Annotated in this window: 14 protein-coding genes; 1 reads left to right on the top strand and 13 read right to left on the bottom strand. The window is 51.7% G+C overall.

Annotated features, from left to right (window positions below; translation table 11 throughout):
* The first annotated feature begins 151 nt into the window (after positions 1 to 151).
* Positions 152 to 691 carry a GNAT family N-acetyltransferase gene (locus NST37_RS08485; protein ID WP_003387609.1) on the top strand — a complete coding sequence of 180 codons (540 nt, stop codon included), beginning with the start codon at positions 152 to 154 and terminating at the stop codon, positions 689 to 691.
* 25 nt (positions 692 to 716) lie between these two features.
* Here NST37_RS08485 and NST37_RS08480 read toward each other — a convergent pair whose 3' ends face one another.
* From NST37_RS08480 to NST37_RS08420, 13 genes are all read right to left on the bottom strand, one after another.
* Complete coding sequence (locus tag NST37_RS08480) at positions 717 to 1553, bottom strand: M50 family metallopeptidase (protein WP_024983976.1); 837 nt, start codon at positions 1551 to 1553, stop codon at positions 717 to 719.
* On the bottom strand, positions 1546 to 2325 hold the full coding sequence (locus NST37_RS08475; protein WP_035989406.1) for a M23 family metallopeptidase: 780 nt from the start codon (positions 2323 to 2325) through the stop codon (positions 1546 to 1548). Before NST37_RS08475 ends, NST37_RS08480 begins: the two co-directional genes overlap by 8 nt.
* A gap of 137 nt (positions 2326 to 2462) precedes the next feature.
* Positions 2463 to 2663, bottom strand: a complete 201-nt coding sequence (locus NST37_RS08470; protein WP_003387612.1) for a cold-shock protein — start codon at positions 2661 to 2663, stop codon at positions 2463 to 2465.
* A gap of 261 nt (positions 2664 to 2924) precedes the next feature.
* Complete coding sequence (rodA, locus tag NST37_RS08465; RefSeq protein WP_003387613.1) at positions 2925 to 4055, bottom strand: rod shape-determining protein RodA; 1131 nt, start codon at positions 4053 to 4055, stop codon at positions 2925 to 2927.
* Between the two features lie 124 nt (positions 4056 to 4179).
* On the bottom strand, positions 4180 to 4974 hold the full coding sequence (gene minD, locus NST37_RS08460) for a septum site-determining protein MinD (protein ID WP_003387614.1): 795 nt from the start codon (positions 4972 to 4974) through the stop codon (positions 4180 to 4182).
* 78 nt (positions 4975 to 5052) lie between these two features.
* The gene (gene minC, locus NST37_RS08455) at positions 5053 to 5724 is read right to left on the bottom strand and encodes a septum site-determining protein MinC (protein ID WP_024983978.1); all 672 of its coding nucleotides are present in this window, start codon (positions 5722 to 5724) and stop codon (positions 5053 to 5055) included.
* 97 nt (positions 5725 to 5821) lie between these two features.
* Positions 5822 to 8317 carry a penicillin-binding transpeptidase domain-containing protein gene (locus NST37_RS08450; protein WP_024983979.1) on the bottom strand — a complete coding sequence of 832 codons (2496 nt, stop codon included), beginning with the start codon at positions 8315 to 8317 and terminating at the stop codon, positions 5822 to 5824.
* A 42-nt stretch (positions 8318 to 8359) separates the two neighbouring features.
* Positions 8360 to 8884, bottom strand: a complete 525-nt coding sequence (gene mreD / locus NST37_RS08445) for a rod shape-determining protein MreD (protein ID WP_003387617.1) — start codon at positions 8882 to 8884, stop codon at positions 8360 to 8362.
* Positions 8884 to 9828 (bottom strand): rod shape-determining protein MreC, encoded by a 945-nt coding sequence (gene mreC / locus NST37_RS08440; protein WP_003387619.1) that lies wholly within the window; start codon positions 9826 to 9828, stop codon positions 8884 to 8886. Before mreC ends, mreD begins: the two co-directional genes overlap by 1 nt.
* 14 nt (positions 9829 to 9842) lie before the next feature.
* The gene (locus NST37_RS08435; protein ID WP_003387620.1) at positions 9843 to 10886 is read right to left on the bottom strand and encodes a rod shape-determining protein; all 1044 of its coding nucleotides are present in this window, start codon (positions 10884 to 10886) and stop codon (positions 9843 to 9845) included.
* Between the two features lie 67 nt (positions 10887 to 10953).
* Positions 10954 to 11628 carry a DNA repair protein RadC gene (radC, locus tag NST37_RS08430; protein WP_170208322.1) on the bottom strand — a complete coding sequence of 225 codons (675 nt, stop codon included), beginning with the start codon at positions 11626 to 11628 and terminating at the stop codon, positions 10954 to 10956.
* A gap of 122 nt (positions 11629 to 11750) precedes the next feature.
* On the bottom strand, positions 11751 to 12335 hold the full coding sequence (locus tag NST37_RS08425; RefSeq protein WP_003387622.1) for a Maf family protein: 585 nt from the start codon (positions 12333 to 12335) through the stop codon (positions 11751 to 11753).
* Positions 12336 to 12346: 11 nt separating this feature from the next.
* Positions 12347 to 12589, bottom strand: coding sequence for a DUF4321 domain-containing protein (locus NST37_RS08420; RefSeq protein ID WP_003387623.1), 243 nt, complete (start codon positions 12587 to 12589; stop codon positions 12347 to 12349).
* Positions 12590 to 12684: the final 95 nt, after the last annotated feature.

Raw genomic sequence — 12684 nt, 5'->3', positions numbered from 1 at the left:
CGGCAGGATAATCATGCAGCGATCGAGTAATCTTTCATGATCCGTCCAAGACAGCTCCTTCAGAAGTAATCTAGCATAGCTGCGCGGGAATGAAAAGGGAAGGAGGATCGTCCAGGATGGTATCACATTCAGCAAAATAGGAGGGCCCCTGATGAGAGAAGAGAGGCAGCTGGGCATTCGCAAGCTTGCCCCGGAAGATGCCGTTCACTTGCGCGTGTGGCTGAATGACGAGCGTGTGCTGACTTATTATGAAGGGCGGGATCGGCCACATGACGACGCGATGATCCGTGCGAATTTTTTTCCGGAAGACGATGAAGGTGTCAGCCGTTTTCTTGTACTTTTCGGAGAGGAGCCAATCGGCTACGTACAATACTACCCCGTCGATAGCCAGGACAAGCTGGCATACGGGTACTCCCCCGATGAAGCCATCTACGGCATGGACCAGTTTATTGGCGAGCCGGTGTATTGGAACAAGGGACTTGGAAGCCGTCTCGTCTCAAGCGTAGTGCAAGCGCTCAGCACGGAAAAGCATGCTACCCGGGTGATCATGGACCCGCAAGCATGGAACAGGCGAGCCATCCGCTGCTACGAGAAGTGCGGATTTCGCAAGGTGAAGCTGCTTCCCCGGCATGAATGGCACGAGGGGAAAAAACGCAATTGCTGGCTGATGGAATGGCGTGCAGAAGACTGATCAGACGGCAGAAACGCCCGCTTGCTCAAAGCAGCTTGCCAACAGCTGTGTCGTGCTTCTTTTCAAACAGCATCGCATGCAGTAGCTGCTGCTCCGGCAACAGCCCCGTCCCTTTGACGTAGACCAGATGGGTATAGCCGCGGCATAACAAGTAGGATACCTCGATTACTGTCGCGGTCGGGGGTACTGTCAAAGCACGCACAGCCTGCTCTTCTGCAGAGCGGACGTATTTCTCCATCAAGAAACGGATGAACTGATAGGGGAAGCGCAAAAATGTCTGAATGTTGATGGCCAGAAGATAGACCGCGACAATGGCAACATTCAGTTGCAGCGAGAGGCTGGCCATTCCCAGCATGAAGGCAGCAAGCAATGTGCTTGCCGCTATTGAGGAAACTGCCGCTTTCCGGTACGGAAGATACCAGCATAGCAATGCCTGGAGTATCCGTCCTCCGTCCAAAGGCCAGATCGGCAAGAGGTTAAAGCCGGCGATGATCAGATTGCTCGTCAGAAAAAAGCGGGCCCACTCCTCTGTCCATAGGCCCAGTGTCCAACAGCCCCAAGAAAACGCCATCATAACGACATTGAGAAAAGGGCCGGCAAGAGCCACAACGATTTCATCCAAGGGATCGGTCGCATACGCCTCTTCCATCGTTGCCACGCCGCCAAACGGCAGCAGCTGCACCTCCGTAACCCTCCATCCCAGCTCTCTGGCAACAGCCACATGTCCCATCTCATGAATGCAGACAATGATAAATAAAGAGAGTACTTCTGTGAACAAGCCCATGACCACTGAAAGGCCGATCACGAACCAAAAGAGCAGATGGATGCGAATACGGATGCCAAAGAGGCGCCAATCATTCAAAGGTGATCACTTCCAGCGGGTTGCTCGGTTGCTCCTGCACCTGCAGTCCTACGTATAGATGCCGTACTGTTTCATTGACCGCTCTCGGGACACCCACCACCTGCCCTGCCCCGAGAAAATCGTCGACCGCTACCTGGACCGTCTCCATGTTGCCAAACCAAAGCTCCCTCCCCTTCGCCAACCGAACAACCACTGTCTTTCCGTACCCAGGCTTGTCGCCGATGAAAGTCACCCAGCCTGTCTCTCCCATCACAACATTCCCGTCCCCTTCGGTGCTCAGGACGACCTTTGTGCTTTTCGGGTCGAAGGGCTTAGCCACTCTCCAGTCCGCTGACCATTTCCAGACGTTCAAGGTCTGCGGCGTGCTTGCGGGAACGGCTTTTGTACCGGATAACGACGGCAAAAGGGTCGGCAGGGAGCCAAACCGGGCCTCGTACCAACCCGCCACACCGGAAAAATTAAAATCGCGCGTCATGACTTCGCGCGCTTGGTTTTTCCAGGAAGATGGCAGCAGCGATGATTGAAACAAAACATAGGCCAGACCAATCAACAGCAGGGACGCAACAATCTGCATGCTCCATTTTTCTTGTGGCGGCAGCGAGGGAAAGCTTCCTTTTTCTCCGCGGGATGTCGTCGGAAACAAATCGGAATCCGTCTCGATCGGGTCCTTCCAGTCATCCACAAACGGGGCGAAGCTGTCTCTTGATTGGGTGCGAATCCGTTCTACCCGCTCTCGTCTTCTCTCTTTCACACCATCTACTTTATCGAACATGTACATCCCTCCGAAGGCCAAGCTTTGGTACATCTTATGACTTGTCTCCTGGCAATATTCGCAGGCTTCAGAGGGTCCATATACATGCAAAAAAGCAGTCCCTCAAACGAGAGACTGCTTTTCGTATCTGCCAATATTTACAGTTTTGCAACGTTGGCAGCTTGAGGACCACGGCTACCTTGAACGATTTCGAATTCTACTTTTTGGCCTTCTTCCAGGGTTTTGAAGCCTTCTGTCTGGATTGCGCTGTAGTGTACGAATACGTCATCTCCGCCTTCTACTTGGATGAAGCCGTATCCTTTCTCCGCGTTGAACCATTTTACGATACCTTGTTGCATGAAACAAACCTCCCTAAACATTGCGCCCATGAGGCGAGAAAGTGTACCGTTAACCTGTTTTTACAGAGAAGTTTTCTTCAGTATGGAAAAAAGTCATACCCTGGCGAGATTTGACCACATGGTGGTGTCTTCTCTTCGAAGGTACGACCCACAACCAATCCATCAAATCACTACAGCTAGTAAAAATGGTTAACTTAGGTTGAGTGTATCACATTCGGATGAAATTGTCACGCATTTTGAAATGTGTGTGAACAACTCTTTTTAATCAAATCTGAGCTTGTCTTTGCGCATCCCGATATTGAGCACGACTCCCATAATCAGAAAATTCGTGAGCAGTGAGCTCCCTCCGTAGCTGATAAATGGCAACGGAAGACCGGTAATCGGCATAAGCTGAATCGTCATTCCGATGTTTTCAAAGACCTGAAAGGTAAGCATGCCTACAACGCCCGCGACGACGTACGAACCAAACGGATCTTTGGCCTCCATGGCGATCCGGATCATCCGGTAAATCAGGAAAAAGAACAGGATCATCAGCAGACCCGCTCCGACAAAGCCCAGCTTCTCGGCGATGACGGTGAAAATAAAGTCGCTTTCCCCTACTGGCACCCAGCCGAAGCTTGCCTGCGTCGGCGTGTTTACTCCTTTGCCCAGCAATTGACCGGAACCGATGGCAATCAATGACTGTTTCAGTTGAAAGCCTTTTCCCATCGCTTCCAGATCGGGATCCAGCCAAAAGACGATCCTGTCCCACTGGTACGGCTTGATGATCTTGAAGAAAAGCGGCTGCTTGTACATATAAATAAGCGCCATCGCTCCGAAAAAGCTGACGACCAGCGTACCCAAGTACAGGACGTGCTTGAGCCGGATTCCGCCTACGATCAGCATGGTGACCAGAATTCCGCAGTAGACAAGCGCACTTCCGAGGTCGGGCTGCACGAGAATGAGCAGCAAAGGTACGGCCACGATCAAGCCTACGGGAATGAGCTGATAAAAGTAATAGAACCGATTGTTGTCTTCCGCATGTTTGGCCAAAAGCCTGGCCACCGCGAGAATCGTAAATAATTTCATCGGTTCGGAAGGCTGAAATAGGATGACCCCCAAATTGTACCAGCTGGTCGCATTGTTGATCGGCTTCGTCTCAAAGACACCAATCAGCAGAATAATTCCGATCGCATAAAAAACGTATGCCAAAGAATGATACAGCCGATAATCGAACAGCAGTGTAACGGCGAGGACAACAAAGCCGATCGAGTACCAAAGCACTTGTTTCATGGCAGCATCCACGCCCTTGGCGGACCCGCTTATCCCGATGTAGCTGAATGCGCACAAGCCAAGCAAAATGACGAGAATAGCCCAGTCTATCTGTTTTAAATGTCGTTTTTCCAGGTCCATGGTTATCCTCCTAGAAAACCTTTCTCCCCTGTCAACAGACGGGGCTTTTGCCTCTGTTCATGATGTGTAGACGAAAGGAAAGAACAGGAGTGCTCCTGTTCTTTATCTATGTGCCATCATCGGTTTATTTAAAACCAAAGAATTTCCGGACTTTTTGAAACACCCCTGCTTTTTGTTCCAAAGGCTGCAATGGAACCGCTTCACCCAGCAGGCGGCGAGCAATGTTGCGGTAGGCAATGGCAGCACGCGACTCATGATTCATAACCGCCGGCTCACCTTGGTTGGCAGATTTGATGACATGATCATCATCTGGCACAACGCCCACCAAGTCAATGGCTAGCAAATCCAGAATATCTTCCACATCCAGCATATCGCCATTTTTCACCAAATGAGGGCGCACGCGATTGATGACCAGCTTGGGCATCCCCATTTTTTCCCGCTCCAAAAGCCCAATAATACGGTCCGCATCGCGTACAGCGGCTTTTTCCGGAGTGGTAACCACAATCGCCTGGTCAGCCCCGGCGACCGCATTGCGGAAGCCCTGTTCAATGCCTGCCGGACAATCAATGACCACATAATCGAATTCACGCTTTAGCTGGGTTACAATTTCCTCCATCTGCTCGGGGGAAACTGCCGATTTGTCTTTTGTCTGTGCAGCCGGCAGCAAGGACAGATTTTCGAACCGTTTGTCTTTGATCAAGGCTTGCTGCAAACGGCAGGACCCTTCCGCGACATCAACCAAGTCGTAAATGATCCGGTTCTCCAGACCCATCACCACATCCAGGTTGCGCAGCCCGATATCGGTATCCACCATGCATACCTTTTGGCCCAAAAGTGCAAGAGCCGTTCCCAGATTGGCGGAGGTGGTCGTCTTTCCCACGCCGCCTTTTCCTGATGTTACGACAATTCCAATACCCACATCCGTTCCTCCTTCAACTACGTCGAGTACCACATTTCACATCTGTATCCCGAATCGGCAAATTCTCTCCTAGTCGTCTCAATGTTTCCGTTCTCCCAGCTCTGGACGAATGCGGGGCAAATAGTTCATCTTGGCTACTAGCATCGTCCCATCTTCCAGGTACGCGAACTCGGTGCCGCCCGAACTACTGGCCCACTCTTCTCCCGGCTTGCTAATGACATCCGCAATCCTCAGTTGGGTAGGAGCCATGACCGCAGCGGCAATGATGGCCTGTGTATCTCCTTTGAATCCCGCGTGTACATAGCCGCGAAGATTGCCCAGAATGTAAATGTTACCGGTAGCACGAACAGTACCACCGGGATTGACATCACCCAACAGCAGCAGGTCTCCTTCAAACTCCAGCACCTGTCCGGAGCGAACCGTATGCACCTGAATGGAGAACGTTGATTTGAGGCGCTCGGCAAACGCTTCTTCTTTGCTAATGACATCCGCATCGATCGTATGGATGACAAGGTTCCCTTTTTGCCGAATGATATCCGTCAACTGCTCCTGCTGTTCAGGAGAGCAGTACCGCTTCCCCAGCTTGAGAGAAACGCGAATAAGCGGGCCTGACAGGATTTGTTGATGGCTGTGCTCTATTTTTTCACGCAAGTCGGTCAGCAGTTCTTCAAAGGAACAGGTATCGTCCATGAAAAAAACGAGTCCCTCTTTTGTCCCCTTGATCGTGACCTTGCTTTTTGCAGTCGTCACCTGTTTCACCTCGACCGATACCATTCGCCATGATGACAAAAGATTCCTGCTCTGCGTGAAAAAAATGCCGAATCGGGTCGGCAGCCCGGCAGCCCGTCTACCTGGTGGTAGACTGTTGGGATCCAGTAGCTGCCGTTGCCGTTGTTTGTGAACGCTCGGTTGTAGTAGTCGCAGTTCCAGATGGTGGTGCCGGAGTCAAAACTCCTGGATTCAACTCGTTATAGGCTTCAAGCAAACGACGGGCAACAGGTCCGGTAGCATCGGAACTCGAAGTCCCGTCACGCAAGCTGTTTGGCGCAACGACGACAAATACGACTTGGGGATTTTCATAAGGTGCATAGCCGACGAGAACGGCGTTTTCTGCTCTTTGGCCTGTTTGTGCGGTACCGGTCTTGGCCGCGACCGTAAACGGCAGGCCTGCAAACGTGCGATAAGCCGTACCTCCCGGCTGGGTTACCATTCGCATCCCTTCTTGCGCCACTTTAATGTACTTGGGATCGATTTCCACCCGGTTCAGAACCTGTGGCTCAATTACAGTCAGCGTTTGGCCGGGTTGTTTCGGATCAGTCGTACCGCTGCGGATTTCTTTTACCAGATGAGGACGCATCCGATAGCCGCCGTTGGCAATAGTTGAGACGTATTGTCCGATTTGCATCGGCGTGAACAGGTCGTACTGGCCGATCATGGCGTCTGCAAGGTTTCCGTAGAACAAGTTGGAGTTTTCCACTCCCTTTCGCTCTCCCGGCAGATCGATTCCTGTTTTCACGCCCAAGCCAAATTGGGCATTGTAGTAATCGAGAATGGAGAATTGCTCGGACCAGTGTGTCTTCGCCCGATTGGCCAAACGAATGGCCATTTCGTACATGTACGTGTTATTTGATACTTGCAGGGCACGCCGGGCGTTGACAATCCCATGGCCTCCCGGCTTCCAGTTCCGCTTGTACGACGTTCCGACCTTTAATCCGCCTCGGTCGTTAATCGATTCAGTTGGCGTGGTCAGCCCTTCCTGCAGCGCAATCATCACCGACAGCGGCTTATACGTAGAAGCCGGGGGATAAGCTGCATAAATGAAGCGATTTGATTCATTCGGGAGAATTTCTGTCGCGTATCTCTTGTTGAACTCTTTCCGGTCATAGTAAAGGTTCAAATCGTAATCAGGATAGCTGGCCATCGCCAGCACTTCGCCTGTATTCGGATTCATCACCAGCACATGGGCATCCTTGAATTCCTTCGGCGTGCTCGGTTTTTTCTTGAATGCCTCTACTTCTTCCTTCAAAATCGCCTCTACCTTGCTTTGGAAACGCCAGTCCAGCGACAGAACGAGATCGTCACCGGGCTCTGCGGGACGCCGGGGATTTCTCTCCACGGTTTCCGAATTTTTATTGACGTGCACCTCTTCAACGCCGTCTTTTCCCCGCAAGTAGCGTTCGTAGTAGCTCTCCAGACCCGTCACGCCTACCCGGTCGAATGGATTGTAGCCCTGTGCCTGGTATTCCTTTAGCTGTTCCGGCTTGATCGCGTTGGTGTAGCCGAGAATATGCGTAGCAAAGCCAGTACCGTCGGGATCCCGGAAAATTTCCCGGACCGGCTCGAGAACGACGGAGATTCCCGGCAGTTCAGACAGCCTTTCTTCAATCTTGAACCGCTCGTTGTCCGTGATATTTACCTTTACACGGCGGGGAATGTAGCTTGGCAGGTGGGACGAGCGCATCTCTTTCAACAGAGACAGCTTGTGCCATTGAAACTGGCGTTGCTGGTCATTCAGCTTCAAATTGATTTCCAGGCCAAACAGCGAAGCATACCGCAGTAAATCCATGTCGGATTTCGTGCCCAGCTCTGCCGGAGACGGCAGCTTCTCCAGCTGGTATTTTGTCTCTTTGACCAGATCGCTGCGGTCGTCCTTGTCCAGCGTCAGCTTCAACGGTACATTGGCAGCAATGGCGCTCTTCAATAGCTCCGTATCCGACATCCCGTCAAACGCGGACGACTGTCCTGGAGCACTCATCTTTGCTTTCAGCGCGTTCTGAACCGTCTTCCGCTCCTGATCGGTGAACGGAGATCGTACGCGCAAGCCCACGTAAAGCGCTGTTTTTACCAGATCCACATCGGACATTCCTTCCACTTCGCTTACCTTTGGCAGCTTTTGAAGCTTGGGAATGAGCTTGTTGATCAGCTCTTCCGTTTCTTTCGGCCCGAAGGCAACCGGCAATGTGGAATTCAGCTCGATCGTTTTTTTCAGCAATTCCTCATCCGTGCCCATCTTTTCCGCGTCTACAGTCAGGATTCGGGCCAAACGGTCGGCTACCTGTTCCTCATCAATGTCCTTTCCTTCCTCTTCCACATACGTAACGGTGTATACCGGTTTATTGGAAACGAGCACGGCTCCGTTCGTATCCAGAATTCGACCGCGGGGCGCAGGAATAGGCAGCTCTCGAATGCTGAACTTCTCCAATTCGTGCCGGTACTGTTCCCCTTCAACCAGCTGAACGTAGGCCAGTCGGAGGATGACAGCTGCAAAGAGCAGAAACACGATGATAAACAAGATGTTTAGCCGTACCGGAATATGCGATTTCTGTTCCTGGGTTTCACCCACGATCCTTCTCCTCCTCTCAGGGTGAATCGTCATACCAATGATTTATTCCAGCGGCACTTCCCGTTTGGAGATGACAGCCTTGCAGATGGTCTTCATCGGGAGATAAATCAATAGTCCAAACAGGATATTGAGAACCGTTGTCGGTATGATTTGCCAATTTAACATCCAGCGAACATCCAGCGGTGCAGTCGCAAATAACCGATGAGTGCTGTACAAAAGCCATTCGTGGCCAAACAGGATCAGGCTGCATGTGATGAAGACCATCGCAAAGCCGCGCTGAAACAAGACGACGATCAGCCCTGCGAAATAGCTGGCTACCATCATCGTCATCATGTACAGTCCTACAACCTGTCCATAAAGAACATCGTGGAGCAATCCGATGGCCAGGCCGTAGTACAATCCCTCACGCCTTCCCAGAAACATGGACACGAGCAAGGTACCTACAAGCGCAAATCGGGGTACTGTCATCCAGGACAGACCCCATGCGGAAGGCGACACAAACTGTATAACCGTTCCCTCAAGAACAAACAACAGCAGCAGCGTCAACGTCAGCAATAACCGAGACATTATTGTCCACCCCCGGCAGCCGGCGGAGCGGGTGGTGTCTGTGTCTGCTGGTTGGGAACCAATTCGCCTGTAGGCGTGAAGGTAAAGCTCCGTTCTACCACCATCACTTCATTTAATTGGGAGAAGTCTGCGCTGGGCTGGATGTAGGCCGTCTGCGTCAAACCGTAATCATCCGGCTCTACCCGGACAATATACCCGATCGGCAGATTTCGCGGTATCACCCCGCCCAGGCCGGAAGACACCACCTGCTGTTTTGCTTCAATTTTCTGTCCCCAAGGAATTTTTCGCATGATCAACAGACGCTCCTGAGGATCGTATTCTTCAATGACGCCGCTTACGGTTTGATAGGACGTCGTGCCGTTGGCCGCCTGCAGCTTCACCTGGATATAGGCAGATATGTGGTTTCGCCGCTCGTAGCTGGTCAACAGCTCGACTGTCGAAGAGAAATTGGCTACGCTCTGTACTCGTCCGATCAAGCCTTTGGCTGTCATCACTGCCATATCTTTTTTGATTCCGTGCTTTAATCCTTTGTCAATCGTAATCGTATTGTTCCAAGTGTCTGGATTTCGCGCCACTACCTCTGCGAAGCGGAGATCGTATGATTTTACCAGATTATCCTTCGCCTGCAGGGCGGACCGCAAACGTTCATTTTCCGCTTGCAGGTCGTGCAATTCGGCTGTCATTCTCGCGTATTGGTCCATACCAGCTTTCAGTGCACGATTCTCCTCGTAAACATCATACGCATCGCCAATTCCCTGAAAAAAGCCGGAAACAGCCTGGGCAGGGCGATAAAAAAAGCCCTGCACCACGCTGAATGTATCCTTCAAAAACATTTCCGGCCAGCTGAGTTTAGACCGTTCCCGGGAAGTGAAACCCACGATCGTAATGAGCAAAACCAGGCCCACAAGGACAATGATCAGTCGCTTATTCCCGAAAAACGACATGCCGCAACCTCCGTTTATCTACCGCGTTTTTGTCGGGAAGAGGTTATACCGTGCTTTGACTTGAACAAGTGCAGGTTCTCCAACGCACGGCCGGTTCCGATCGCTACACAATCCAGTGCGTTTTCCGCAACGTGAACCGGCATGCCGGTTTCTTTGCTCAGAAGACGATCCAAATTGCGGAGCAAGGCCCCGCCACCGGTCAGTACAATCCCTCTGTCCATAATGTCCGCAGCAAGCTCCGGCGGACTTTTTTCCAACGTAACTTTTACAGCTTCCACAATCGCCGCTACCGTCTCGGCCAGGGCTTCGGCGATCTCCGTACTGCTGACGCTCAGCGTCTTCGGCAATCCCGTTACGAGGTCGCGTCCGCGGATTTCTACCGACTCTACTACTTCCGGCGGAATGGCAGAACCGATCTCCAGCTTCAGTGTCTCCGAGCTGCGCTCCCCAATCATCAGATTGTACTTCCGTTTGATGTATTGAACGATCGCCTCGTCCATCTCGTCCCCTGCTACACGAATCGAGCGGGCAGTGACAATTCCGCCTAGCGAAATGATGGCAACCTCAGTCGTACCGCCGCCGATGTCCACAACCATGCTGCCAGTCGGCTCCCATACAGGCAGATCAGCCCCGATGGCAGCGGCAAAAGGTTCTTCGATCGTGAATGCTGCTTTTGCACCTGCTTGGGTAGTCGCATCTTCCACAGCGCGCTTTTCAACCGCTGTGATCCCGGATGGAACACACACCATCACATTTGGACGGCGGCTGAACAGCCCTTTGTTCTTTTGCGCCTGATTAATAAAGTATCGCATCATAGTGGCGGTTGTTTCAAAATCGGCGATGACACCGTCCTTCATCGGACGAACGGCGACGATATTGCCCGGTGTACGGCCGATCATGTTTTTCGCCGCGTTACCGACGGCCTCAATGGTATTCGTATCGGTACGGATCGCCACGACAGACGGCTCACGAACGACGATTCCTTTCCCTTTTGCATAAACGAGTGTATTGGCAGTGCCAAGGTCAATCCCCATGTCACGAGAAAATCCACCAAACATAGAAAAACTCCTTCCGCTAAGTTCCAAATGCTAGTAAGTATTGTAAGTCATTAGCGAAACAGGGGGATTACAAATATCCCTGCTCCTTTAGGCTGACAAAGCTGCCGTCACCGATGATGATATGATCGAGCAATGAAATGCCGATCAGTTCACCGGCCTCCTGCAGTGTCCGCGTAACGGCAATATCCTCCCTGCTGGGTGTAGGATCGCCGCTCGGATGATTATGCAAGCAGATGACCGAAGCACTGCTGCGCCTGATCGCTTCTTTGAAGACTTCTCTGGGGTGCACGATCGAAGCGTCGAGACTCCCGACAAAAATAGTCTGTTTTCCGATCACGTGATTTTTTGTGTTTAGAAACAAGCAAACAAAATGCTCTTGGGTCAAGTGCCTCATTTCCGGAAGCATCAGCTTGGCGACGTCACGCGGCAAGCGAATCGTTGTGCGCTTTTCGGGGGAAGAAAGGGCAACCCTTCTGCCCAGCTCGAACGCAGCCTGCAATTCCACCGCCTTGACGGTGCCTACTCCCTTGATCCTTGTCAGCTCAGCATGAGAGGCTTGGGCCAATTCGCCGATGTCGCCGAAGGTGGCCAACAAGCGCTGCGCCAGTTGAAAAACCGTCTCTTGTTCTCTTCCCGTACGGAGCATAATGGCAATCAGCTCGGTGTCCGAAAGGTAAGCCGCTCCCTCCCGAAGCAGTCTTTCCCTTGGACGGTCATAGTAAGGGACGTTTTTCATGTGCATTTTGTTACACTCTTTTTGCGCCAATTTTTACCGCCTCCAGCTTCCATAGGAAGGTTGTGCGAGTAACGGCTGGCGATGAAGGCGTTTCAAGTGCTGTGTGGCCGTTGCCGCGTTTTCTTACGTTACAACAAGGAAATCCCGAAACGGGAAAGCATGTTGGCCGTCAGACAAAGAGGCAGGCCAACTACAGTAAAATAGTCGCCTGTAATGCTTTCTACCATGGTTGCACCTATACCTTGAATGGCGTAGGAACCAGCCTTGTCCATCGGTTCTTTGGTACGAATGTATGCGTGAATCTCGCGATCGGTCAGCGCTCGAAACCGCACTTGTGTCTTGCTGTGCTTTACTTCGGAGCGACCGGTTTCGGCATCGATCAGAGCAACCCCGCTGTATACGACGTGCTCCCGTCCTTGAAGAGAAGAAAGCATCTGAAACGCCTCCTCTTCGTCAGCAGGCTTGCCCAAAATGATGTCATCCAAAACCACAACCGTATCGGAGCCCAAGACAATACCCTTCTCTACTCTGTCTGCCACAGCCCTGGCTTTTCGGTATGCCAATTGTTCGACTACTTCGTGGGGGAGCAGCCCCTCCTGCGTGGATTCATCTACGTCACTGGTCATGACCGTGAAGTCGAAGCCCACTGTCTTCAGGAGTTCGCGACGGCGAGGAGATGAGGATGCCAAAATGAGAGATGTACTGGTTTTCATGTCGTCTCTACCTACTTCATTCTTCGATATATCCAGAACGCGAGGGCAAGCCCTCCAATACTAGCCAGATTTAGTTTTACCTGAAGGTTCAAGTCGTACTTCAAAATTTCTAAATCGGCTGCTGGTGACCATGTTATCTCTTTGCTCTTCGTCAGAAAAGGGACCCATGGCCCCAAAACTTCTCCCAGGATGCTTCCACATAACAACCCGGAAATTAAAAGAAAAACAAGTGTAAGCGTTTCTTTCCCCTTCATCAATTCTCCACTCCCTTTTTAGCAAGGGAATCTATTTTTGCCAACCATAAGTGTAGCAAATGGGACCACTCGAAACAATCCCTGATTGCTCCTGG

It is taken from the genome of Brevibacillus sp. FSL K6-6036 (assembly GCF_037964015.1).
GTDB lineage: Bacteria > Bacillota > Bacilli > Brevibacillales > Brevibacillaceae > Brevibacillus > Brevibacillus borstelensis.
The sequence above is the reverse complement of the archived record's forward strand: the minus strand, read 5'-3'. Positions and strand labels throughout refer to the sequence as shown.

Coding starts and splice junctions, on each gene's coding strand:
- NST37_RS08485 (WP_003387609.1), top strand. CDS start 152: ATGAGAGAAGAGAGGCAGCTGGGCATTCGCAAGCTTGCCCCGGAAGAT.
- NST37_RS08475 (WP_035989406.1), bottom strand. CDS start 2,325: ATGTTCGATAAAGTAGATGGTGTGAAAGAGAGAAGACGAGAGCGGGTA.
- NST37_RS08470 (WP_003387612.1), bottom strand. CDS start 2,663: ATGCAACAAGGTATCGTAAAATGGTTCAACGCGGAGAAAGGATACGGC.
- rodA (WP_003387613.1), bottom strand. CDS start 4,055: ATGGACCTGGAAAAACGACATTTAAAACAGATAGACTGGGCTATTCTC.
- mreD (WP_003387617.1), bottom strand. CDS start 8,884: ATGTCTCGGTTATTGCTGACGTTGACGCTGCTGCTGTTGTTTGTTCTT.
- mreC (WP_003387619.1), bottom strand. CDS start 9,828: ATGTCGTTTTTCGGGAATAAGCGACTGATCATTGTCCTTGTGGGCCTG.
- NST37_RS08435 (WP_003387620.1), bottom strand. CDS start 10,886: ATGTTTGGTGGATTTTCTCGTGACATGGGGATTGACCTTGGCACTGCC.
- radC (WP_170208322.1), bottom strand. CDS start 11,628: ATGCACATGAAAAACGTCCCTTACTATGACCGTCCAAGGGAAAGACTG.
- NST37_RS08425 (WP_003387622.1), bottom strand. CDS start 12,335: ATGAAAACCAGTACATCTCTCATTTTGGCATCCTCATCTCCTCGCCGT.
- NST37_RS08420 (WP_003387623.1), bottom strand. CDS start 12,589: ATGAAGGGGAAAGAAACGCTTACACTTGTTTTTCTTTTAATTTCCGGG.